Origin of the sequence: Alteromonas sp. RW2A1, from assembly GCF_001886475.1 — a bacterium.
In the GTDB taxonomy this organism is placed as follows: Bacteria; Pseudomonadota; Gammaproteobacteria; order Enterobacterales; family Alteromonadaceae; genus Alteromonas; species Alteromonas hispanica.
On sequence record NZ_CP018031.1, the window covers coordinates 3,771,543 to 3,795,512 of the forward strand.

Annotated in this window: 16 protein-coding genes and 1 pseudogene; 5 read left to right on the plus strand and 12 right to left on the minus strand. The window is 44.8% G+C overall.

Features of this window, described 5'->3' with window-relative positions; all coding sequences use genetic code 11:
• Window positions 1-290: 290 nt before the first annotated feature.
• Window positions 291-1,019 (plus strand): EAL domain-containing protein, encoded by a 729-nt coding sequence (locus BM528_RS16650; protein WP_071980800.1) that lies wholly within the window; start codon window positions 291-293, stop codon window positions 1,017-1,019.
• A 48-nt stretch (window positions 1,020-1,067) separates the two neighbouring features.
• Here the strand turns inward: BM528_RS16650 and trmB are convergent, their stop codons facing one another.
• The 3 genes from trmB to BM528_RS16665 are packed head-to-tail and all read right to left on the minus strand — an operon-like array spanning window position 1,068 to window position 3,488.
• Window positions 1,068-1,736: a tRNA (guanine(46)-N(7))-methyltransferase TrmB gene (gene trmB / locus BM528_RS16655; RefSeq protein WP_071980801.1), complete on the minus strand. Its 669-nt coding sequence runs from the start codon at window positions 1,734-1,736 to the stop codon at window positions 1,068-1,070.
• Window positions 1,736-2,551: an ABC transporter permease gene (locus BM528_RS16660; RefSeq protein ID WP_198033575.1), complete on the minus strand. Its 816-nt coding sequence runs from the start codon at window positions 2,549-2,551 to the stop codon at window positions 1,736-1,738. Before BM528_RS16660 ends, trmB begins: the two co-directional genes overlap by 1 nt.
• A gap of 4 nt (window positions 2,552-2,555) precedes the next feature.
• Window positions 2,556-3,488: an ABC transporter ATP-binding protein gene (locus BM528_RS16665; protein ID WP_071980802.1), complete on the minus strand. Its 933-nt coding sequence runs from the start codon at window positions 3,486-3,488 to the stop codon at window positions 2,556-2,558.
• Between the two features lie 364 nt (window positions 3,489-3,852).
• Between BM528_RS16665 and BM528_RS16670 the strand changes: the two genes are divergently transcribed.
• Both BM528_RS16670 and BM528_RS16675 read left to right on the plus strand, forming a co-directional pair.
• A complete protein-coding gene (locus tag BM528_RS16670) occupies window positions 3,853-6,186 on the plus strand; it encodes a TonB-dependent receptor (protein WP_071980803.1) in 2,334 nt (777 codons plus the stop codon).
• Window positions 6,187-6,209: 23 nt separating this feature from the next.
• On the plus strand, window positions 6,210-6,890 hold the full coding sequence (locus tag BM528_RS16675) for a Fe2+-dependent dioxygenase (RefSeq protein ID WP_071980804.1): 681 nt from the start codon (window positions 6,210-6,212) through the stop codon (window positions 6,888-6,890).
• Between the two features lie 16 nt (window positions 6,891-6,906).
• On the opposite strand, the gene BM528_RS16680 is transcribed toward BM528_RS16675, so the two are convergent.
• The 3 genes and pseudogenes from BM528_RS16680 to BM528_RS16690 all read right to left on the minus strand — a co-directional run bounded on the left by BM528_RS16680 (window position 6,907) and on the right by BM528_RS16690 (window position 11,266).
• A complete protein-coding gene (locus BM528_RS16680) occupies window positions 6,907-7,989 on the minus strand; it encodes a CNNM domain-containing protein (protein ID WP_071980805.1) in 1,083 nt (360 codons plus the stop codon).
• A gap of 112 nt (window positions 7,990-8,101) precedes the next feature.
• A pseudogene (locus BM528_RS16685) lies at window positions 8,102-9,332 on the minus strand (SO_0444 family Cu/Zn efflux transporter).
• Between the two features lie 266 nt (window positions 9,333-9,598).
• Window positions 9,599-11,266: a carbon starvation CstA family protein gene (locus tag BM528_RS16690; protein ID WP_071980806.1), complete on the minus strand. Its 1,668-nt coding sequence runs from the start codon at window positions 11,264-11,266 to the stop codon at window positions 9,599-9,601.
• A 306-nt stretch (window positions 11,267-11,572) separates the two neighbouring features.
• Here BM528_RS16690 and BM528_RS16695 point away from each other — a divergent pair, with 306 nt between their 5' ends.
• Complete coding sequence (locus BM528_RS16695; RefSeq protein WP_071980807.1) at window positions 11,573-12,091, plus strand: hypothetical protein; 519 nt, start codon at window positions 11,573-11,575, stop codon at window positions 12,089-12,091.
• Window positions 12,092-12,165: 74 nt separating this feature from the next.
• On the opposite strand, the gene BM528_RS16700 is transcribed toward BM528_RS16695, so the two are convergent.
• Window positions 12,166-13,158, minus strand: coding sequence for an alpha/beta hydrolase fold domain-containing protein (locus tag BM528_RS16700; protein ID WP_071980808.1), 993 nt, complete (start codon window positions 13,156-13,158; stop codon window positions 12,166-12,168).
• A 252-nt stretch (window positions 13,159-13,410) separates the two neighbouring features.
• Between BM528_RS16700 and BM528_RS16705 the strand changes: the two genes are divergently transcribed.
• Window positions 13,411-14,343, plus strand: a complete 933-nt coding sequence (locus tag BM528_RS16705; RefSeq protein ID WP_071980809.1) for a TraB/GumN family protein — start codon at window positions 13,411-13,413, stop codon at window positions 14,341-14,343.
• Between the two features lie 727 nt (window positions 14,344-15,070).
• Here BM528_RS16705 and tuf read toward each other — a convergent pair.
• From tuf to rpoC, 5 genes are all read right to left on the minus strand, one after another.
• On the minus strand, window positions 15,071-16,354 hold the full coding sequence (gene tuf / locus BM528_RS16715) for an elongation factor Tu (protein ID WP_071980811.1): 1,284 nt from the start codon (window positions 16,352-16,354) through the stop codon (window positions 15,071-15,073).
• 63 nt (window positions 16,355-16,417) lie between these two features.
• Window positions 16,418-18,520: an elongation factor G gene (gene fusA, locus BM528_RS16720; protein WP_071980812.1), complete on the minus strand. Its 2,103-nt coding sequence runs from the start codon at window positions 18,518-18,520 to the stop codon at window positions 16,418-16,420.
• A gap of 27 nt (window positions 18,521-18,547) precedes the next feature.
• Window positions 18,548-19,018, minus strand: a complete 471-nt coding sequence (gene rpsG, locus BM528_RS16725) for a 30S ribosomal protein S7 (protein ID WP_071980813.1) — start codon at window positions 19,016-19,018, stop codon at window positions 18,548-18,550.
• 74 nt (window positions 19,019-19,092) lie between these two features.
• Entirely contained in the window at window positions 19,093-19,467 is a 375-nt protein-coding gene (gene rpsL / locus BM528_RS16730) for a 30S ribosomal protein S12 (protein ID WP_071980814.1), read from the minus strand.
• A gap of 308 nt (window positions 19,468-19,775) precedes the next feature.
• Window positions 19,776-23,948 carry a DNA-directed RNA polymerase subunit beta' gene (gene rpoC, locus BM528_RS16735; RefSeq protein WP_071980815.1) on the minus strand — a complete coding sequence of 1,391 codons (4,173 nt, stop codon included), beginning with the start codon at window positions 23,946-23,948 and terminating at the stop codon, window positions 19,776-19,778.
• Window positions 23,949-23,970: the final 22 nt, after the last annotated feature.

A 23,970-nucleotide genomic window follows, 5' to 3' on the forward strand; every position in this document is an offset into this window, starting at 1 on the left:
AGGCTACTTTAAGTTTTTTCGCAGGCTACTTTAAGGCAGCAAATACGCTTTAACTAAACCCATTGGTTACCCGCCCTGAAAGTTTTCATTTCACTTTCATGCCGCGGTCACATGACTTTTAGGGGAACGCACTTTACATCAGATTACAATTTTCGCCAAGTGGTTACCAGCAGCATTTAATTGTACTTTTGGCGATGCCGCACGCTGCTACTGGCAAAAGCACGGCACATGTCAGATTTACTGCTATATTTTAATTATGAATAAATACGTAAAAACGGGGTAACTTGTTTATGCCAATACGTGAAATATCAGAAGATTTTTCGATTGACGACATCGTTCCGTATTTTCAGCCTATTGTCGACCTGAACAGTCAAGGCGTGTGGCGTTACGAGTGTTTGGCCCGATTAATTACTCACAACGACAAAACATTTTTGCCCAACGAATTTTTATATTTAATAGAGCGAGAGCAGCACGTTAAAACACTGGCGGCGAGCATGTTCTTGCAAAGCGCGAGTTACTTTCACGATCTCAACATTCCGTGGAACATTAATATCTCTGCTCAAGATCTCCATAATGAATCCCTCATTCACTCTCTTATTGCTGAACTTGCAGATTATCCCAACCCAAGACGAGCAAGTATCGAAGTAAGCGCATCGACTGCTTTGGACAATCCGAAGCAACTGAGAGCCTTTATTGACAAAGGTATGCATAGCGGCCTAGGGGTGTTTATTGATAATGTTGGCTCCTGCCCTGGCAATATTAAAGCGCTGATGAACCTTCCTGTGAGAGGGATTAAAATTGCTGGCGGGCTAATTAAGCACTATCAACAGCAAGACGCAGTAAGGGAATACGTCGACCATCTGCTTATGCTGTGTGAACATCAAGGCATTGCGGTGATTGCTGAGCATATTGAAAACGAGGAACTGCTTAACGACGTAAAGCGTTTACCCATTAAATATGCTCAAGGTTATGTATTTAGCCCGCCAGTTGCACACGTGGCCAATGCGTACCAGCATTGAGCAGTTAACCCTTCGCGCTTAAGATGGCGAACAATGAAAAAATGGAGCTTAACTCTCTTCGCTTCGACAATTAAGCTTCCAGCAAGTTTGTCCACTGCCAGTGTATTTACGCTCAAAAGGTGTCATTGCATGACTGCTTTTTATTTCCGCGAGATCTGAAAGGCAGCCATAGTGGGCAGCCGCTTGAGCAAATTCCATCAAGTAAATAAGCCAGTTACTGCGCACTTCAATATTGGTGGTTATTGCCATGAAATCCACCATGGCTGCACTGCCGTGCCAGCGCTTTTGTATTTGCGTTTTTTTGGGGTATGGATTGGGATACAGTAAGTAGTGCTTTACCACCTGCCAATTAGAACTTCGAACTAAGCGCCAAAAATCGATAACATCTGCACGGATTACGCGGTAGTTTTCTTGCTCAACGGAATAATGGCTGTGCTTCTCCACCCGCTGCGCTGACTTATCAATACCAATTACCCGGGCTTCTGGGTTAGCTTTTGCAATATTGGCTGTGCTTTCACCTACTCCGCAGCAAGAGTCAAGAATAATGGGTCCAGCGAAACCGTCAAGCCACTCACAAACCTCGCTAAAAGCGTGCTTAGTGTGCTCTCCAATAGGTCTCTTATTAGTCGATGCCTGATATTTCACAACAAGCTCGTCTAACTTGTCGTGAATGCCTACTTGATTTGTCGTGATAGACCGTGAGTTACCGTCTGACATTAACTGCGAATTCCTTTCCCCGTTTTAAGTAAGTAATAAGCAATGCTAAATAACAGCACATTAAAGCCCACCAGCAAACCCAGCGCCAGCGTAATATTCACATCTGAAACACCCAAGAAGCCATACCGGAAGCCATTCACCATGTATACAACCGGGTTAGCCTTACTCACTATTTGCCAAAACTCTGGCAACAAAGAAAGGGAATAAAATACACCGCCCAAGTAAGTTAACGGGGTAAGCACGAAAGTGGGCACCACACTTATATCATCAAAGGTTTTCGCAAACACGGCGTTGATAAGGCCAGCTGTCGCAAAGAGTGTCGAGGTAAGTAATACGGTAAGAGCAATAATGCCCAAGCTGTAAATTTGAACGTCAACGAAGAACAGCGACACCATGGTTACCATAATACCAATGAGGATAGCGCGAGCCACTCCGCCGCCAACATAACCGAGTATGATTACCGAGGTAGGAACCGGCGATACCAGCAACTCTTCAATATTGCGCTGAAATTTAGCGCTAAAAAAGGACGACGACACGTTTGAGTAAGAACTCGTAATAACCGACATCATTATTAGCCCAGGAACAATAAATTCCATGTAGCTAAATCCGCCCATTTGGCCGATGCGATTTCCAATAAGGCTGCCGAAAATAACAAAGTAGAGGCTCATGGTAATTGCTGGTGGTACGAGTGTTTGAACCCAAATTCTTAAAAAGCGGGTACATTCTTTAATCCAAATGGTAGTTAACGCTACGTAATTCTGTTTTACCCAGCTGATTTTTTTCTCTTCATTCATATGTGTAGTTTCATCACTCATTACTTCACTCCGCCTGCTTCGCTGACTCTACCAAACGAACAAACAATTCCTCTAAACGGTTGGATTTATTACGCATACTCATGACTTGAATACCCTGCTCGCTTAACTGAGCAAACACAGGGTTGAGCCCTTCGGCTTTCTCTACGTCCACCTCTAAGGTATGACTCTCTATCCAGCGATAGTCGACGCTACGCAGATTAAGGGCGTCCATGTTGCTCTGCTCTTGCAGCTTCACATCAAGTACGAAGGTTTCAACATTGAGTTTAGACAGCAGTGACTTCATGCTGGTGTTCTCAACAATAGTGCCTTTATTGATGATGGCAATGTTGCGGCACAGCATCTCAGCTTCTTCAAGATAGTGCGTGGTGAGAATTATGGTAATTCCCTGACGGTTTATCTCTTCTAAAAATACCCACATAGCGCGACGAATTTCTATATCTACGCCGGCGGTTGGTTCGTCGAGAATCAACAATTTGGGTTCGTGCATTAACGCTCTTGCTATCATCAGTCTGCGCTTCATACCGCCAGAGAGTTCTCTTGCGCGAGCGTCTCTCTTTTCCCACAAATCTAGCTGCGAAAGGTATTTTTCAGCCCGCTCTTTTGCAATACCCCGCGGTACACCGTAGTAGCCTGCTTGGTTGAGCACAATTTGGAGCACGGTTTCAAATTGATTGAAGTTGAACTCTTGTGGCACCAGGCCTATGCACGCCTTCGCTTGCTCTTTTTGAGTGGTAAGGTCATAACCAAATACCGACACAGAGCCTTCCGTTTGATTAACTAGCGAGCTGATAATACCAATGGTGGTGGATTTACCCGCCCCATTAGGCCCTAGTAGCGCAAAAAAGTCGCCTTCTTGTACACTGAGATCTACCCCTTTAAGTGCTTTTACGCCACCTTTATAGGTTTTTGTTAATCCTTTTATGTCCAACGCTTTCATGAAATACCCATGTTGTGAGTGTTACAGCTAATCTGCAAAGGTGAGATTGAGTTACATGCGGTTAGTGCATTTTGCTTGTTTGCATAAATCTGCACTTTTACTTGTTTTGATTCTTATATTTGTTTTTGTGTCATTTACATATTTTGACATTGGCCTCTAGTGTACCGCAATCCACGGTAAAACTTTAACCTGTGCGCGACTTAGCTTTGTTTTTTTACGTTTATTTACTGAAAACCTCACCTGACTGAACAGAGGTAAAACATATAAGCTATTAGATATATAAATGATAACTATTCGCATTAATATTTACATATAATCTTTCCTTCCCTATAATCCGCCCTCCTCACACACACAGGGATGCAAAATGAAACACACAACAACACTCATGATGGGTGCGCAAACAATTGCTGCCGCTTTAACCTTTGGCTCTACTGCTACACTTGCTCAGGTTGAAACCCCAGTACGAGATTCGAAAGGTACCCAACAAAGCACAAACCAATGCGAGAGTACCAATAATAAGGATTGCAAAACGACCGACGATAAAGCCATTGAGCTTATTCGTATTCACGGTGTTCAACAGTCTATTTATCGTTACGCCAAATCTGGCGATCCTCGACGTCTTGCTGACCTTGTAGATACTCCGCAAACTATTAGTGTGCTTACTCAAGACCAAATTCAGGAAAGTGGTAAAACTGACCTGAAAGATATTCTCTCAGCTCAGGCTGGCGTAACGCTAGGTACTGGCGAAAATGGTAACGCCTTTGGCGATCGCTATATTATTCGGGGTCATGAAGCGCGAAGCGATGTATTTGTTGATGGACTGCGCGATCCCGGCATGACAACTCGCGAAAGCTTTGCCACTGAGCGCGTTGAAATAACAAAGGGTCCAAGCTCGACCTTTGCAGGCCGCGGTTCATCTGGCGGTGCAGTAAACTCAATTACTAAAAAAGCGTCTACCAGCTATAATTTTGGCCGTGTCGATGCAGCTATTGGTACCGATGAGCATGTTCGCTTAACCACCGATTTAAACAAAACACTGACTGAAGATAGCGCCATTCGACTAAACGCCCTAACCTCTTCAGAAGATATGCCGGGTCGAGAGGGCATTGAACGCAACAGAGACGGCGTACAGCTTTCTTATGTTAATCAGCCTACCGATAGCTTGTCGTTTACCGGTGATGTTTACTATTTAAACGCTGAAGATAAGCCTGACTTAGGCAGCTATTTCGATAGAGATGCGGGAGAGCCACTTACAGATATTCCGGTGTATGCACAAGACGAAGACTTCATGAATTCTGAAGTAAAAACATTCACTCTGCGCACCGAATACGATATCAGCGATAACGTTCGTTTTTACAACGCCACCCGCTTTGGTAAAACAGAGAATGAATACGTTACTACAGGATTAAGTCGCGCTACTCGCGCTGATACAGACCCAACTGCGCCAGGCAAATCCACACTCACCTTAAGTAATCACCAGGGTTGGCAAGATGTTGATTATGTCACCACGCAATTCAACTTATTTTGGGACACCTCATTGGCTGGCACAGAACACCGTTTTGTATTCGGTTTTGAGTATACTGATGAATCAGTAGACAATGGTGTTTTTGCCGTTGACTATGCTAACGACACTAATTGCTTAACTGATGGACGACGCGGTGTGTCTAACAGCTTTTGTATTACCGATGCCAATGGCAACTTAGCCGATGACATTAATAGTATAATGGGTAAGGAAATCACGCGTGGCGAAGCGGATGCTCTTTTTGACATTGAAACCTATTCCCTTTACGCCATGGATACCTTTGAGCTAACCGATGCGCTTAACGTTTTCTTCGGCGTTCGCTTAGATAGTTACGACTATACAAACCAGACGTCTACCGAGATATTTGAGTTTTCAGACGAGCTTTATAATGGCCACTTTGGGCTGGTATATGAAGTTTCAGAAAATGGTAATGTTTATGCCTCTTACAGTACTGCAACTAATATAAACGGCGGTGAATCAGATTTAGGTGCAAACTGTGGCTACGGTGGGCTTTGCGGAACACCAGAACAAGCTGCACAAGCAGATCCAGAGCAAGTTGAGAATATTGAACTGGGAACCAAATGGTTGTTGTTTGACGAGAAGCTAAGTGCAAACGCGGCTGTTTTCCGCATTACTAAAACCGATGTACACGAAAGCGTTGGCGATGCTTATTCAACACTGGGATCATTAAATACTGGTGAGAATAGAGTTGAAGGGGTAGAGTTTGGGCTCAGTGGCGATATTACTGATAAGCTAAGCATACAAGCTTCAGCAGCAATAATGGACTCAGAAGTTCTCGCTTCATTTGATGCAGACAATGTAGGTCTTGCGTTAAGCAACTTTGCAGATAAAAGTGCTTACGTTCAAATGCGTTACCAGCCCAATGAGAAGTTTGCATTTGGCGGTGATTACAGCTATCAGTCTGAAATGTACGGCGGTCAACCAGATACAGCCGCAAGCTTTAACGCTGATGCAGGCGAATATTCTATCCGTGTGCCGAGCTATCAAGTTATCAACTTGTTTGCGAACTACTATTATTCAGAATCAACCACCTTTCGGTTGAATGTCGGCAATGCGCTTGACGAGGAATATTGGACAGCAGCTTATCGCTCTGGATCATTTATGTATCTTGGTGATGGCCGCAATGTTGCCGCTACCGTCAACTATCAATTTTAATTAAACAAGGAACGTGTCGAGCTATGATCGTTATTGATAACCTACTCACTTCTGATGAAGTAAAACAGTTTCGCTCAGCTTTAGCGTCAATTCCATTTAACGATGGAAAAGAGACGGCTATGGGCATGGCAGCAGGAGTTAAAAATAACGGTCAGGCCGACGCACAACATGAGCGTACGCAGCATCTAGCTAACTTGTTACTTGCCAAGTTAGGAAACCATTCTAAAGTGGTTTCTGCAGCATTACCTCAACAAATATTCCCTCCCTGCTTTAATCGTTACAGTGAGTCACAGAATTACGGGTATCACGTTGATGCCGCCATCATGCGTATTCCTAATACACCCGATGTGCTGCGAAGCGATATGTCTATGACAATATTTTTAAGTGATGCAGATACCTACGATGGAGGAGAGTTGGTTATCCAAACCGGGTTTGGAGAACAACATATAAAATGCGATGCAGGGAGCGCTGTTTTGTATCCATCTTCTAGCCTGCACAAGGTTACCCCTGTTACCAAAGGCGAGCGTGTTGCCGCGATCACTTGGATACAAAGTATGATAAGCGACCCACAAATTCGCCAAACGCTTTTTGAATTAGACCAAGCAATACAATCTCTCATTGCCACCGAGAGTGCCAATAGGGAGCAGCTTGATCGGCTTCACCATGTTTATCATAATTTAATTAGACAGTTTGCAGCCGTATAGACATACGGCCTGACACCTAGCGCTTACTATTCTGCTTTTCAAGGGAGGCATCTGGCACATTTTTAATCATCATATTTTCTTTTCGGCGCGTCATCATTTTCGCCAAACGTCGCATACTCACTGTGGTGTCTTTCTCATCAACAATGTCAACGCCGAGCAGTCGCTCTAAGAGATCTTCAAGCGTTATGACTCCCTCTAGACCACCATATTCGTCAACGACCAACAGCATGTGAACATGTTTATCTATAAAATGCTCAAACGTCACCGAGAGCGGCATAATATTCAAAATAGTAACGAGGTTTTTGGCATACTCTGAGAGTGGTTTATCTGTATTACCGCGGGCTTGCGCAACTAACAAATCTGAACGCATTACATAACCGGTAATGTTTTCAGAATCGTTATCTTCATACACAGGAATACGCGAGAATTCGATATTAGAGTGCTTATGAAAAAAAGCTTCTACTGTCATTGATTCAGACACCGAGAAAAGTGCAGTTCTATGAGTGATAGCGTCTTTAACACGAAGCTCGTGTAAGCTTAATAAGCTTTGTAGAAATGAAGCTTCATGATTAGCAAGCTGCCCTTCCTGGCCTGAAAGTTCGGCCATTGCATGCAGTTCACTGCGACTTAATCCTCTTAACGGGCTGTCTTCTTTGAAGCCTCGTGTAAGCAACTCCGACATTTTCACAAACGGCATCAACGCAATTGCCAGATATTTTAAAAAGTAGGCCGTTGCTGGAGCGAGGGCACGCCAATAGGTAGCACCCACAGTTTTTGGAATGATTTCGGAGAACACAAGAATAAGCAGGGTTAACACAGCAGAAATGACACCTAGATAGGCTTCGCCAAAGACAGATGCGGCTTGAGCACCAGCACCAGCAGCGCCCATAGTGTGAGCGATAGTGTTCAGCGTAAGAATAGCCGATAAAGGCGTATTGATATTATCAGTTTGCTTGCGAAGTAATTTTCCGCTAGGCCGTTCCTCTTTCTCTAATACTGAGATATAGGCCGACGAGACACTTAAAATAACCGCTTCTGCAATTGAACACAGAAACGAAAAGCCAAGTGCAATAAACACGTACACAACAAGTAAAAACATGTATGGTTTCCATAGGGATTAGAGAATACTGCGATTTATTATTCTTATCTCGCAGTTTTATATTATGAGGGACACAGTGCGCGTTACAAGCGCACTTATAGATTATTTGTAACTAATGACAGCATGATGATGGGGTAGTGTGAGCATGTCGATATTGCAACACTTTGTTTATTCCAATACGAATCATTAACGCAGCGAGCACAATTGCACTGATTGCGTAGGCAGCCTGAACACCATTTCCATGCTCATGCAGCGCACTTTGCGTTTGAATGAGGCTTTGTAAAGACATTGCTGAAACAAGATAGTTGAGGAGATAACCAAAGCCTACACTGGCGCTAACAACACTGAACAGGTACAGGCAAAGAGTACGCAAACCCATTTCTTGCTTTATCATACCCATAGTGGATACATTGGTTGCTGGCCCTGCCATTAAAAACACTAAAATAGCGCCAGGCGATAACCCAGCAGCCAAAAAGCCTACTGCCAGCGGTGTTGATGCTGTAGCACAGATATACATTGGAATGCCGATAAACGCCATAACAAGCATGGCAACGAAGCCGTCACCCCACTGTGTTAAAAAGTCGGTGGGCACCCACGTTTTAATTGCTGCGGCAAGCGCTAAACCAATCAATAACCACACCACTATATCTTCAAGTAATTTGCCACTGGCGTAGCCTGCCACACGGGCTATTCTTGAATTTGTAAAACCTGAATTTTGAGACGATGAATTATCGGCGCCACTGGCCCCCTCAGAAATACTATCGGAGCTAATATCCGAACTAACATCTGAACTACTGCAGCAAGAAGAAGTTTTAACTGGCTTAGACTCACTGCCGCAACATGATATAGAAACGCTAGATGGCTTAGTGTCACAACAGGCATCAGCAACTGTGTGAGAATGAGAGGTGCTGCTTGCCGCGTGTTACATCGTTTGTATCAAATAGCTTAACCATTAAACCCGCATAGATAGCACTAATTACAGCAGCAATAGGTCGAATGATGGCGAACAGTGGTCCTAGCAGAGCGTAAGATACCGATACACTGTCAACACCTGTTTCTGGCGTTGATACTAAAAAAGAGATAGTGGATGGCTTTGAAGCGCCGCTACGTCTTAACCCTAGTGCAGCTGGAATAACACCGCAGGAACACAATGGTAATGGCGCGCCAATAACGGCAGCCTTACTAATTGAACTTAAAGAATTACTACCCATGTGACGTTCAAGAAAAGACACCGGAACCAACTCATGCATTACGCCGGCCACGACTAACCCTAGCAATAACCATGGAGCTGGCTCTATAAATAATGCTAAAAAGTTTTCGGCGAGTAGAATAATGTCTGACATGCTTCCTCTGGGTAACTGATTACTTGTGAATTGACATAGATGGCTTGTCGCTAATAGCTTTAGGCATTTACCTTATACACACACCCAGTCAATTCTTATTTGATAATACTACCAGAAACCAAGGCATTCAGAAAACGTGCAACGCCAAATAGCACATAAAGTAGCCGAACTGCAGCATTTGTAAGAAACTTTAAGAAACGTAGATAGCAAAAAGGCCTTAACAAGCCTGCGTTATGTGCAGCACCTGTAGGCCTTTTGCAATTACCTTATGCTCTGTCTTTGTTTAATTTAGAAACCACAGAGAACGCTTCAAGCATAACTAGCACCGATACTATTAGCACAACAGCATCGAGGAAAACCAATAGGTAGTTCTCAGCCAGATAGTATTCTTTCAGTTTTATTAGGCCGGCAAAGAACGCCATAACTAATACAAATACCATTGGAATGAGCGTGTACTTTGCAGGCCTACCGAGTTTGATAAGCATGACCGAAATCACCAATAAAGTAAGGCTAGCCAGTATTTGATTAGTAGACCCAAACAGCGGCCAAATGATCATACCGCCACTACCGGATGCACCACCTGCACCAAAAGCAAGAAGCAAGCAGCAGCCAACGGCAAGCAAGGTGGCAACCAAACCATTTTTAAGCGCATCGATTGAGTAGATATCGCCCCATTCTTGGATAATATAGCGCTGAAGACGTACGCCAGAATCCATAGTTGTGCCCGCAAATAACACCACCATGACAGCTAAAATGGTTGAGGAGAAGTCGACAGGCAGCCCCCATCCTTGTTGTATTAAATTAGCTCCCCCAGTTATAAATGCACCTACGCTACCAGCGCCCAGATGGCTGTAAACCTCATGCCACTCTTCAGGTGACGCAGCAAAGGCTACGCCGCTTACCGCCACAATAGTAATAAGTGCAAGGGAGCCTTCACCGATTGCGCCTAAGTAGCCAACAAAACGAGCATCAGTTTCTTTGTCGAGTTGTTTAGAGCTAGTACCTGAGGCCACGATGCCATGGAAACCTGATACCGCGCCGCAGGCAATAGTAACAAACAGAAGTGGAATAATGCTGGGGGTATCTACCGCAGTTTGCATGTTGAAGGCCGGCGCTGTGATATCTGGCATGGCGAAGAACACTGCGCCATAGAGCAAAAATAAGCCCACTAACAACTGCATACCATTAATAAAATCTCGCGGCTGAAGCAACATCCAAACTGGTAGCAAAGAAGCTATAGCAGCATAAACAAATAAGATGATGATCCAATTGGCCTTATCGGCTAGACCAAACATTGTCTCTGGAAGACTAATTGGAATATAGCTGCCTGCATAGACAGACGCATAAAGCACTACAATGCCTACCAAACACAAAGGAATTAGAGAGAAGTTTCGTTTTAGCAGTTGGCCAATAATCAATGCCACCGCAATAGCCATCCATGCGGGGAACACCGCGGTAGGTTGAGATACAAAAGAATTGGCTATCACTACCCCGAATACCGCATTTACCATTAACAGAACAAGGAAAATGACTATCATAAAGAGCGCTCGGGAGCGCTTGCCAATAACGCTTTCTGACAATGCGCCCATTGACTTGCCCTTATGTCGGGCACTCGCCCATAATGCGCCCATATCGTGTACACCAGCGAATAAAATAGTACCAAATACCACCCAAAGTCCAGCGGGCACCCAACCCCAATAGACTGCGATAGCAGGCCCTACAATGGGAGCTGCCCCAGCAACTGACGTAAAGTGATGCCCCCAAAGCACGACTTTATTAGTCGGCACGAAGTCTTTGCCATCCTGCTCCGTGTGGGCTGGGGTAACAAAATTATCATCCAATTTAAAAATGCGGTTTGCGATAAATTTTGAATACACAAACCAGCCAAAAAGCATGCCGATAATTCCAAGTATTACGATAGCAATAGACTGCATATAGTTATTCCACTGTCTTTATTAAGTAAGCTGCGAAAGCCTAATTCTAATTGTCTGCAAAAACTAACCTGCACAATTACAACATTTATTCTGCATAAAGCGGGGCAATATTAGACCAAAGTCTAACCATAGTTAAGTCTATTTCTACACGTCATACCAATAAAAAATTAACATTTACAAAACAACTTGAGTGATAAATCACTCAATAACGCGCTTTACACGCAATTGACAGTTTTCTTCTTTAAATGATATCGATTCTCGTTTATAAATGCGGTCATCTTTAACTATCACAATTATCGAAGTACAATGGCATCACCCAAATTACACATGGCATTTCGCAAGTACCATCGCTGGCTTGGCTTCTTCTTATCTGGAATTATGGCAATTTATGCATTGAGCGGCGTCTTATTAATATTTCGTCCTACAGATTTCCTTAAATATGACCAAGTGCAAATAAGGCAGCTCGATACTAACCTTTCAGCCAACAGTATCACTTCGGCTATTAAAATTCGCGGGCTGAAAGTTGTAAGTGAAGATAGCGACAGCATTACGCTCAATATGGGTGAGTATGATAAGACAACAGGAACGGCTACGTTAACCCGCAAGGATTACCCTGTTGTATTAGCCAAAATGGTAAAACTTCATAAGGCGACGAATAACAGTCCGCTCTTTTACCTAAACATTGCGTTTGGTGTGAGCCTACTGTTTTTTGTTATTTCTGCATTTCTTATGTTTATGCCCAAGTTACCTATGTACAAAAATGGTCTTAAGATTGCGGGGATAGGCGCTGCGGTGGCTGTGTTAACCGTTATGTTCGGATCTTAGCTGTTGGAGTTAACCGTCAGACTAACAGCATAACTTACAGTTTGTGAAGGGCGCTTTTGCGCCCTTTTTCCTGTTTATATCTTGAGGAAAAACTGCTTTATCTCAGCATACACAGCAAGCGACTCAGGTGTGTTGTGCCCTATAAGATACATGGCGTGAGACATACCTTCAAAAACCTCTAACTGGGTAGTAATAGCATGCTCTCGCAATTTTCTATTTACCCTCACCGTATCGCTTAAAAAAAGATCCCGAGTACCTGACACTAATATGGTTGGTGGTAGACCATCAAAGTTGCCATACAGCGGAGAAACGCCCGGGTGGGTGAGTGAATGTGACCCTGCGTATAACTGCGCTGCGGCAGATAAACTCCCCTCATAGGAAACCAGCACTCTATCTGCTTCTTCATTGATAAGCAGGGAGTCGCTAGTGTTAGACAAATCGGCCCAGGGCGTTCCCAAATAGACGCCTACGGGTAAGGGTTTGTCTTGTTGTTTTAACTGTTGCAACAACGCGAGAGTTAAACCGCCGCCCGCTGACGTTCCACCAATAAATATGCGATTGCTTCCGTACTCGTTACGTAATTCGTCATAAACTGCACATGCATCATTCAGTGCTGCAGGGAAAGGTGACGAGGGCGGCATACGATAATCCACGCTGTACACCACAATACCCAGTCTATCCGCTATCAAAATGCCTTCTTCAATACTCACAAAACCTGAGAAAAACACATACGCACCGCCGTGCAAATCGATATAAACCTTATTTTGAAAACGCTCATTTATTATTTCAGGTGTGATTTTACGTACTGTTACCCCGACAATACTCAATAACTCTACAGATACATTAAACTGCTTTCGCATGGCTTTTACTTTCTTTTTTTGCCGCGAGTTTACCGCATGTATGCGGTCTCTCCACGCCTCAATGTTAGCCGGCACATCAGATTTCACAGTGTCTAACGATAAGGATGGAAACTGCTCCATCACCAATTGCATTTCACTGCTTATAGCATTCGGTATAGAAGCATAACGACGTTGTGAAAATGGCTTAGAGTTTGTTTCTTTAGACATTGTCGCTTAACACCTTTGTTAAATTGGATGTACTTTGCTTTTATCGCACTTTTTTGTCGCTAATTTATTTGTGACATGCAGTTAGGTACGTATAACGATACATTTTACGGTGCATCTTGTGGAGCTTAGTACTGTGTCAATTACTTGGGAGTTGGGGTATAACTACGCACAATTGCCAGAAATAACAATTAATCATCGTCGCCTTTTATTTGTAACCCTCTGATATTAGTAGCGACCAATAAGGAAATTGCAATGAAAACACGTTCTCGTCGCCAACTCATCATTGGACTAGGATTCACGCTATTATCTACCTTTAGCCTTTCGTTCTCGGCATTTGCAGCAGCCGCTACTACAGCTGGCGACAACTCAATGACAGCTGAAAGCGAAACATCTATTTGGAAAGTCAGTAAAGACGGCGACACCGTTTATATTGGCGGAACTATACATATACTTCCTGTTAGCGAGTTTCCCCTCCCCAGACAGTTTACTGATATCTACCAACAAAGCGACACCATTGTTTTAGAGGCGGAGCTACCAGAACCAACCGATATTACAGCGCAGCAAAAAATGATGATGGGTTTATCTTATCAAAACGGACAAACTCTAAAAGACGCTCTAAGTGAAGAAACATTTACCGCGCTAGACCAATATCTTTCTGCATTTGGCAGTAGTGCAGACCAATTAGCCAGTTTTAAACCAGGTTTTGTCACTACTATGTTAGTCACAATGGAAGCCCAGCGAGCGCAAATGGCCGGCGAAGGTGTAGATGCTTATTTCACTCAATTAGCAAAACGTGATAACAAAGATAGAGAATATTTAGAGTCGTTAGACTTTCAAATTTCCATGCTTGCAGGTTTAGGTGAAGGCGAAGAAGAACAGTTCATATCTGAAACCCTGGCCACTTTACCCGATCTTAAAAGCGAACTTGAACAAACCATAAAAGCGTGGCGCGCAGGTGATACAGAGGCCCTGAACAAACTGGTTATTCAAACCTTCAAACAAGAAGCGCCAGAATCGTACGACGATGTATTTACCAAGCGCAATATAAGCTGGATACCTCAAATAGAAGCCATGTTTGGTGATGATGACAAAGAGTTTGTACTAGTAGGTGCAGGCCATCTCGTTGGCGAAGACAACGTTCTTAAACTGCTCGAACAAAAGGGCTACTCTGTTAAACAGCTTTAGTTAAAACCCACTTCAACAGGGCCGCTGCTGGGAACCCGCTAATATAAAAGAAGAGGCGAGGAAACAGCGTGTTCCCTCCCCTCCCGCAAGCTCATTATTATGCCTCAAGAAGGGAGTGAGTGTACGCCCTCTGAAACCCTACACCGCAGGGGTGCGGTGTCGGAGCTTGCACATAAAAGCGGGGATGTCTTTACGGCGAGCGTCTTCCTCTTTATTGGCTTCATAGGTGCCAAAAGGGGAGCGCTTGTGCAATCTAGAACTCTCAGCTGCATGGATGCAGCTGTGAAGCCGATAATAAAAAAGAAGGGACGGGATCACGGCGTGTCTTCTCCTCTCCCGCAAGCTTATTCCTTGTGCTAAGGGAATGAAATCAATATGCCGTTTCAAACCTTCCACAGCATGGATGCTGTGGCAGAGCGCCCAGGGATGAGTTCACCGCGGGTTTCTTCCTTTCTCCAAAGCTTTTATTATGCCTCGAAGGGATTGAGTGTATGCCCTCTGAAACCCTACACCGCGTCTTCTCCTCTCCCGCAAGCTTATTCCTTGTGCTAAGGGAATGAAATCAATATGCCGTTTCAAACCTTCCACAGCATGGATGCTGTGGCAGAGAGCCCAAGGATGGGTTCACCGCGTGTTTGAAACGGCATATTGATTTCATGACTTTTCAGAAAGCATAAAAAAAGCGCACCTAAGTGCGCTTTTTTGTGCAGTGTTTGCAAAGTCTAGATTAGTCTAGGATCTTCGCTACAACACCAGCACCTACTGTACGACCACCTTCACGGATTGCGAAACGTAGACCTTCGTCCATCGCAATCGGAGCAATTAGCTCTACTTTGAATTTAAGGTTGTCACCAGGCATTACCATTTCTACGCCTTCTGGAAGCTCTACAGCACCAGTTACGTCAGTTGTACGGAAGTAGAACTGTGGACGATAGCCTTTGAAGAATGGAGTATGACGGCCACCTTCGTCTTTAGACAATACGTATACTTCTGCTTCGAACTTAGTGTGTGGGTTGATTGAACCAGGCTTCGCTAGTACTTGTCCACGCTCTACGTCATCACGCTTAGTACCACGTAGTAGTACACCAACGTTCTCACCAGCACGACCTTCGTCTAGAAGCTTACGGAACATTTCAACACCAGTACAAGTCGTCTTAGTTGTATCTTTGATACCAACGATTTCTACTTCTTCACCTACTTTAACGATACCTTGCTCAACACGGCCTGTTACAACAGTACCACGACCTGAGATTGAGAATACGTCTTCGATTGGAAGAATGAACGGCTTATCGATTGCACGCTCTGGCTCTGGGATGTATGAATCAAGAGCTTCACCTAGTTCGATGATTTTCTTTTCCCATTCTGCGTCGCCTTCAAGCGCTTTAAGTGCAGAACCTTGGATAACTGGAAGGTCATCGCCTGGGAATTCATATTCGCTAAGAAGTTCACGAACTTCCATTTCTACTAGCTCAAGAAGCTCTTCGTCATCAACCATGTCACATTTGTTCATGAACACGATGATGTGAGGAATACCAACCTGACGACCAAGTAGGATGTGCTCACGAGTTTGAGGCATAGGGCCATCTGTCGCAGCAACTACTAGGATTGCACCGTCCATCTGAGCAGCACCAGTGATCATGTTTTTAACGTAATCAGCGTGTCCTGGGCAGTCAACGTGCGCGTAGTGACGTGATGGAGTATCGTATTCTACGTGTGACGTAGAGATAGTGATACCACGTGCTTTTTCTTCAGGCGCGTTATCGATTTGATCGAATGCTTGAGCTGAACCACCGTATGTCTTTGAAAGAACAGTAGTGATAGCTGCAGTTAGCGTGGTTTTACCGTGGTCAACGTGGCCGATTGTACCCACGTTTACATGGGGTTTCGTACGTTCAAACTTTTCTTTTGCCATTTTGATAGCTGCAGTTAGCGTGGTTTTACCGTGGTCAACGTGGCCGATTGTACCCACGTTTACATGGGGTTTCGTACGTTCAAACTTTTCTTTTGCCATTTTTCTCGTTTCCTAAGTTAAAAGTCCGACCCACAAATAGACCGGACCGAACCTTCATTTAGATTAGATTCTAGATTCAATAATAGCCCGCGCCACATTGTTAGGCGCCTCAGAATAATTGAAGAACTCCATTGAGTATGAAGCACGACCCTGCGTTTGTGAACGCAAGTCTGTCGCATACCCAAACATTTCTGAAAGAGGCACTTTAGCACGTATCATTTTAACACCTGCTACGCCATCTTCCATACCTTCGATCATGCCGCGGCGACGATTTAAGTCACCAACAACATCACCCATCCAGTCTTCTGGAGTAGTTACTTCAACTTTCATAGTGGGTTCAAGCAACACCGGATTTGCTTCTGCGGCGCCTTTTTTGAAACCCATTGAGCCGGCGATCTTAAACGCCATTTCAGAAGAGTCAACATCGTGGTAAGAACCATCAAACAAAGTAACCTTTACATCGAGTACCGGATACCCTGCAAGAACACCACTTCGCATCTGCTCCTGAATTCCTTTATCGACCGCTGGAATGAACTCTTTTGGTACAGTACCACCGACGATCTCGTTCACAAATTCGTAGCCAAAGTCCTCTTCCTGAGGTTCAATGCGCAACCATACGTGACCAAACTGACCACGGCCGCCAGACTGACGAACGAACTTCCCTTCCACCTCAACAGCTTTGCGAAGGGTCTCACGATAAGCAACCTGAGGGTTACCTACGTTACATTCAACCTTAAATTCCCGCTTCATACGATCAATAATGATATCTAGGTGTAATTCACCCATACCAGAAATGATCGTTTGCCCCGTCTCATCGTCAGTTTTTACTTTGAAAGACGGGTCTTCTGCAGCAAGCTTACTTAGCGCTATACCCATTTTTTCTTGGTCAGCTTGTGACTTCGGCTCTACCGCAATTGAAATAACCGGGTCAGGAAATTCCATACGCTCTAGCGTAATGATGTTATTCGGATCGCACAATGTATCACCGGTAGTGACATCTTTAAGGCCTATTGCAGCCGCAATATCACCCGCGCGTACCTCTTTAATTTCTTCTCTGTCTTTCGCGTGCATTTGCACGATACGACCAAATCGCTCGCGCTTGCCTTTCACAGGGTTATATACAGTATCGCCTGTATTCACCACACCAGAATAACAGCGGAAAAACGTCAGCGTACCAACAAACGGGTCGGTCGCTATTTTAAACGCCAGTGCAGAAAACGGCTCTTCGTCCGTAGGATGACGTTCTGCTTCTGTTTCGTCTTTATCGTCGAGAATGCCGGTTATGGCTTTTACTTCGTTTGGCGACGGCAAATAATGAACAACTGCGTCGAGTACTGCTTGAACACCTTTGTTTTTGAAGGCACTGCCACAGGTGGCAAGAACAATTTCGTTGTTCAGCGTACGAGTGCGAAGTCCAAGTCTGATTTCGTCTTCAGTTAGCTCTTCGCCTTCTAAATACTTATCCATTAACGCTTCTGAGGCTTCAGCGGCTGCTTCTACCATTTCAGTGCGATATTGCTCGGCTTTCTCTAAATATTCAGCTGGAATGTCTTCATAGGTAAATGTCATACCCATGTCTTCTTCATTCCAATTGACTGATTTCATCTTAATTAAATCGATGACACCATGAAATTCTTCTTCAGCGCCCATGTTGATTTGAATCGGAACACAGTTAGCGCCTAAACGTTTGCGAATTTGACCCACAACACGTTCAAAGTCAGCACCAGCCCGATCCATTTTGTTAACGAATACAAGGCGTGGCACTGCATATTTGTCAGCCTGTCGCCAGACTGTTTCTGATTGAGGTTCTACCCCAGAAGACCCACAGAATACAACTACCGCTCCGTCAAGAACACGTAATGAACGTTCCACCTCAATAGTGAAATCTACGTGTCCTGGCGTGTCGATGATATTTATTCTATGTTGATCAAACTGTTGCTCCATACCAGACCAGAAACAGGTAGTTGCAGCAGACGTGATAGTAATACCACGCTCCTGCTCTTGTTCCATCCAGTCCATGGTAGCAGCACCATCGTGCACTTCACCGATTTTGTGAGACAGTCCTGTATAAAACAAGACACGCTCTGTGGTCGTGGTTTTACCCGCGTCCACGTGAGCCACAATACCAATATTGCGATAACGCTCAATCGAGGTCTTACGAGGCATAAATCTCTCTCAGTTAAATAACGTTGATTACCAACGGTAGTGAGCAAACGCTTTGTTTGCTTCGGCCATACGGTGAACGTCTTCACGTTTCTTAACCGCTGAACCTTTATTTTCTGCTGCGTCTAACATCTCAGCCGCTAGGCGTTGTGCCATAGACTTTTCGCCACGTTTACGTGCAGCATCAACCATCCAACGCATACCTAGTGCATTACGACGAACTGGACGTACTTCTACTGGAACCTGATAAGTTGAACCACCAACACGACGAGATTTAACCTCTACCGTAGGGCGGATGTTATCAAGAGCTTCTTCGAATACATCAAGGTGTGCTTTGTTGGTTTTTTCAGCAACAATATCTAGCGCACCGTAAACGATTTTTTCAGCGACTGACTTCTTGCCGTCGAGCATTACGACATTCATGAATTTAGCAAGCAGTTGTGAACCAAATTTTGGCTCTGGTAGGATTTTACGTTGACCTACGACTCTTCTTCTTGGCATTTCTATTCTCCGTATGAATTCAGGGAATACCCAAAACTCTTAAACTTCAGTTTGGCCTTACTAACGGAGAACCGTTAAGACTTAGGCCTTTTCGCGCCGTACTTAGAACGGGCTTGCTTACGATCGTTTACACCTGCGCAGTCCAAAGTACCGCGAACTGTGTGATAACGAACACCTGGTAAATCTTTAACACGACCACCACGGATAAGTACTACACTGTGCTCTTGTAGGTTGTGACCTTCACCACCGATGTATGAAGAAACTTCAAAACCGTTAGTTAGACGCACACGACATACTTTACGTAGTGCAGAGTTTGGTTTCTTTGGCGTAGTTGTATATACACGAGTACATACACCACGTCTCTGTGGACAAGCTTGCAGTGCAGCTACGTTGCTTTTTTCAACGGGCTTTCTGCGTGGCTTGCGCACTAACTGGTTAACTGTTGCCATTAACTAGCTCCTGATTAAAAACTACGAAAACCCAATCACTGTGATTGGGTCCATATTAATGCGACTTTTTCTTTGTCGCCCTTTGTTGTAAATATTGTGCTCGTCAATATTTACTGAGCTTTGATACAAAAAACCGCGACCGTTTATCGAGCCTTTTCGGGGCTATCCAAAATCGGGTCGCGGAATATTAATGATCATCGCCCTGACTGTCAAGCTGTACAAACTCTAAGCACTTAATATTCTTAAAATCTGTCAGCTTGAGCTGCCATTATGTTAGGAGCACGTTAACGCGCTCCTATGATCATGCCTTATTCGGCCGAATCGTCGTCTGCACCAGCGTTAAGCGCTTCGGTCAATGCCTGTTCCGCATCTGCAGCAGATACTGACATTTCTTCGATTTGCTCTTTACGCTGTTGAGCGCGGCGTTCATGGTAGGCGAAACCCGTACCCGCTGGAATGAGTCGTCCAACAATTACGTTTTCTTTCAGACCGCGTAGGTCATCTTCTTTACCTTGAACCGCTGCTTCAGTAAGAACGCGAGTTGTTTCTTGGAAAGACGCTGCTGAGATAAATGACTCAGTAGACAGTGACGCCTTAGTGATACCAAGCAGCTGTGTTTCGTACTGCGCTGGAATCTTACCGTGTTTTTCTATTTCACGGTTGGCCACTTTCACGTTAGAAACTTCTACTTGCTCGCCTTCTAGGAACTGAGTATCGCCTGGGTGAGTGATAACACACTTACGCAGCATCTGACGAATAACAACTTCGATGTGCTTATCGTTAATCTTAACACCCTGTAGACGGTAAACTTCCTGTACTTCGTTCACGATGTAGTTCGCTACTGCAGAGATACCGCGAAGACGTAGAATGTCGTGTGGAGACTCTGGACCGTCGGCGATAACTTCGCCTTTTTCCACTTTCTCACCTTCAAACACGTTAAGCTGACGCCACTTTGGAATCATCTCTTCGTATGCATCACCCTCAGCAGGCGTAATTACTAGGCGCTTCTTACCTTTAGTCTCTTTACCGAAACCGATAGTACCTGAGATTTCTGCAAGAATAGCAGGCTCTTTAGGTTTACGTGCTTCGAATAAGTCAGCAACTCTTGGTAGACCACCCGTGATGTCACGTGTCTTCGAGCTTTCCTGAGGAATACGCGCTAGCACGTCACCTTCGTTAGCCACTTTGCCTTCTTTCGCTTCAATGGTAGTGAAGCTTGGAAGACGAATTTCTTGAAGACCGAACTCATCACTTTCAAGAATTAGCTTAGGCTCTTTGGCGTTTGCTTTTGTTAAATCTTTAACAACAATACGCGTTAGACCAGTAAGCTCATCTTGCTGCATTTCTGTATTAGTGTCGTCGATGTCCGCGAAGCTAATTTTCGCTGCGCGTTCAGTAACGATAGGGTGACTATGCGGGTCCCAGTTAGCAACAACGTCGCCAGCTGCAATCTTCGCACCGTCATCAACACTAAGTACTGCGCCGTAAGGCACTTTATAGCGTTCTTTCTCACGACCTTGTTCATCGATAACAGTAAGCTCTGTTGAACGAGAAACAATAACCACTTTGCCGTCAGAGTTACGTACAGATTTTTCATTGTGTAGCTTAAGGCTACCCGCTGTTTTAACCTGAACGCTGTTTTCTGCAGACGCTCGTGATGCCGCACCACCAATGTGGAAGGTACGCATGGTAAGCTGTGTACCAGGTTCACCGATTGATTGTGCTGCAATAACACCAACCGACTCACCACTACCAACCATGTGTCCGCGAGCAAGGTCACGACCGTAACAGTTAGCACATACACCAAAGTCGTTATCACATGTGATAACCGAGCGTACCTGAATTTGGTCAACCGAGTTAGCTTCAAGCATGTCTACTAGCGCTTCGTCTAGCAGTACATTACGCTCAACCAACACCTCGTCTGTACCAGGCTTGATTACATCTTCTGCTACCACACGACCAAGAACACGCTCGCGAAGCGGTTCAACAACATCACCACCTTCGATCAGCGGTGTCATTGTCACACCTTCGAATGTGCCACAATCATCGTTAGTGATAACCAAATCTTGTGCAACATCTACAAGACGACGAGTTAGGTAACCCGAGTTCGCTGTCTTAAGTGCTGTATCGGCAAGACCTTTACGCGCACCGTGCGTTGAGATGAAGTACTGAAGAACGTTAAGACCTTCACGGAAGTTTGCTGTGATGGGTGTTTCGATGATTGAACCATCTGGTTTAGCCATCAGACCACGCATACCAGCTAGCTGACGAATCTGAGCGGCACTACCACGAGCACCCGAGTCGGCCATCATATAAACAGAGTTAAATGATGATTGCTCTTCTTCCTCGCCATCGCGGTTGATTACGATGTCAGTCTTAAGGTTATCCATCATGGCCTTAGCAACTTTTTCGTTGGCATTTGACCAGATATCAATAACTTTGTTGTAACGCTCACCGGCTGTTACTAGACCGTTTTGGAACTGTTCCTGAATCTCGATAACTTCTGCTTCAGCAGCGTCAACGATTTCTTTCTTCGCTTCAGGGATTACCATATCGTCAATACCAACAGACGCACCCGCGATCATCGCGTAGTGGAAGCCGGTATACATGATTTGGTCAGCCGCAATAACGGTGTCTTTTAGACCAAGCGTACGGTAACAAGCATTCAATAGTCTTGAAATTTGCTTCTTGCCCATAGGCTGGTTGATGATTTCAAACGGAAGACCCTTAGGAAGGATCAATGAGAAAATTGCACGACCAACCGTGGTTTGCGTTAGCGTTACTTTCTCTGTTTTATTGCCGTCTTCATCAATGTCATATTCTGTAATACGTACTTTAACGCGAGAATGAAGCTCAGCATTACCTGTGCGGTATGCTTTTTCTGCTTCGTTCGGGCTGGTAAATACCATGCCTTCGCCTAGGCCGTTTACTTTGTCACGCGTAAGGTAATAAAGACCCAATACAACGTCCTGTGAAGGAACGATAATTGGCTCACCGTTAGCAGGTGACAGAATGTTATTCGTCGACATCATTAGTGCGCGTGCTTCAAGCTGAGCTTCGATTGTCAACGGAACGTGTACCGCCATTTGGTCACCATCGAAGTCGGCGTTGTACGCCGCACACACTAACGGGTGAAGCTGAATCGCTTTACCTTCAATAAGTGTTGGTTCGAATGCCTGGATACCCAAACGGTGAAGTGTTGGTGCACGGTTAAGCAATACAGGGTGTTCGCGGATAACGTCATCTAGTACGTCCCAAACCTCTGGTGCTTCGCGCTCTACTAGCTTCTTAGCAGCTTTGATTGTTGTTGCAAGACCACGTCCTTCAAGCTTACCGTAAATAAACGGCTTAAATAGCTCTAGTGCCATCTTCTTAGGAAGACCACACTGGTGAAGGCGAAGTGTTGGACCAACGGTAATTACAGAACGGCCAGAGTAGTCAACACGCTTACCAAGAAGGTTTTGACGGAAACGACCCTGCTTACCTTTAATCATGTCTGCAAGCGACTTAAGTGGACGCTTGTTAGAACCGGTAATCGCACGACCGCGACGTCCGTTATCTAGAAGTGCATCAACAGACTCTTGTAACATACGCTTTTCGTTGCGCACGATAATGTCTGGAGCAGCAAGGTCTAGAAGACGCTTAAGACGGTTATTACGGTTGATTACACGACGATAAAGGTCGTTCAAATCAGATGTTGCGAATCGACCGCCATCTAGTGGTACAAGAGGGCGAAGATCGGGTGGCAATACTGGAAGTACTGTCATGATCATCCACTCTGGCTTATTACCAGACTGCTGGAATGACTCAAGCAACTTAAGGCGCTTGGTGATTTTCTTACGCTTTGTTTCAGAGTTGATTGAAGGTAACTCTTCACGCATCGCTGCAACGTCGGCGTCAACGTCAAGTACGGTTAGCAGGTCGAATACTGCTTCTGCACCCATTTTCGCTTCGAATTCGTCGCCGTGTTCTTCTAATGAATCAAGGTAATCTTCTTCGTTTAGAAGTTGTCCGCGCTCAAGTGTTGTTAAACCCGGCTCGGTCACAACATATGATTCGAAGTAAAGCACGCGTTCGATATCGCGAAGCGTCATATCAAGCATTAGGCCGATACGTGACGGTAGCGATTTAAGGAACCAAATGTGTGCTACAGGACTTGCTAGCTCGATGTGGCCCATACGCTCACGGCGAACTTTAGTCAGTGTCACTTCTACGCCACACTTCTCACAGATAACACCACGGTGCTTAAGACGCTTGTACTTACCGCACAAACACTCGTAGTCTTTTACCGGTCCGAAGATACGGGCACAGAATAAACCGTCACGCTCAGGCTTGAACGTACGATAGTTGATAGTCTCAGGCTTCTTCACTTCACCAAATGACCATGAACGAATCATGTCAGGTGAAGACAGACCGATTCGAATATTATCGAACTCTTCGGCCTTGTGTTGTTGCTTTAGAAACTTTAATAAGTCTTTCACATTACTCTCCCAGCGGAGTCAG

Coding starts and splice junctions, on each gene's coding strand:
- BM528_RS16665 (WP_071980802.1), bottom strand. CDS start 3,488: ATGAAAGCGTTGGACATAAAAGGATTAACAAAAACCTATAAAGGTGGC.
- BM528_RS16650 (WP_071980800.1), top strand. CDS start 291: ATGCCAATACGTGAAATATCAGAAGATTTTTCGATTGACGACATCGTT.
- BM528_RS16690 (WP_071980806.1), bottom strand. CDS start 11,266: ATGCAGTCTATTGCTATCGTAATACTTGGAATTATCGGCATGCTTTTT.
- BM528_RS16660 (WP_198033575.1), bottom strand. CDS start 2,551: ATGAGTGATGAAACTACACATATGAATGAAGAGAAAAAAATCAGCTGG.
- BM528_RS16695 (WP_071980807.1), top strand. CDS start 11,573: ATGGCATCACCCAAATTACACATGGCATTTCGCAAGTACCATCGCTGG.
- BM528_RS16670 (WP_071980803.1), top strand. CDS start 3,853: ATGAAACACACAACAACACTCATGATGGGTGCGCAAACAATTGCTGCC.
- trmB (WP_071980801.1), bottom strand. CDS start 1,736: ATGTCAGACGGTAACTCACGGTCTATCACGACAAATCAAGTAGGCATT.
- rpsG (WP_071980813.1), bottom strand. CDS start 19,018: ATGCCAAGAAGAAGAGTCGTAGGTCAACGTAAAATCCTACCAGAGCCA.
- BM528_RS16705 (WP_071980809.1), top strand. CDS start 13,411: ATGAAAACACGTTCTCGTCGCCAACTCATCATTGGACTAGGATTCACG.
- rpsL (WP_071980814.1), bottom strand. CDS start 19,467: ATGGCAACAGTTAACCAGTTAGTGCGCAAGCCACGCAGAAAGCCCGTT.
- fusA (WP_071980812.1), bottom strand. CDS start 18,520: ATGCCTCGTAAGACCTCGATTGAGCGTTATCGCAATATTGGTATTGTG.
- BM528_RS16680 (WP_071980805.1), bottom strand. CDS start 7,989: ATGTTTTTACTTGTTGTGTACGTGTTTATTGCACTTGGCTTTTCGTTT.
- tuf (WP_071980811.1), bottom strand. CDS start 16,354: ATGGCAAAAGAAAAGTTTGAACGTACGAAACCCCATGTAAACGTGGGT.
- BM528_RS16700 (WP_071980808.1), bottom strand. CDS start 13,158: ATGTCTAAAGAAACAAACTCTAAGCCATTTTCACAACGTCGTTATGCT.
- BM528_RS16675 (WP_071980804.1), top strand. CDS start 6,210: ATGATCGTTATTGATAACCTACTCACTTCTGATGAAGTAAAACAGTTT.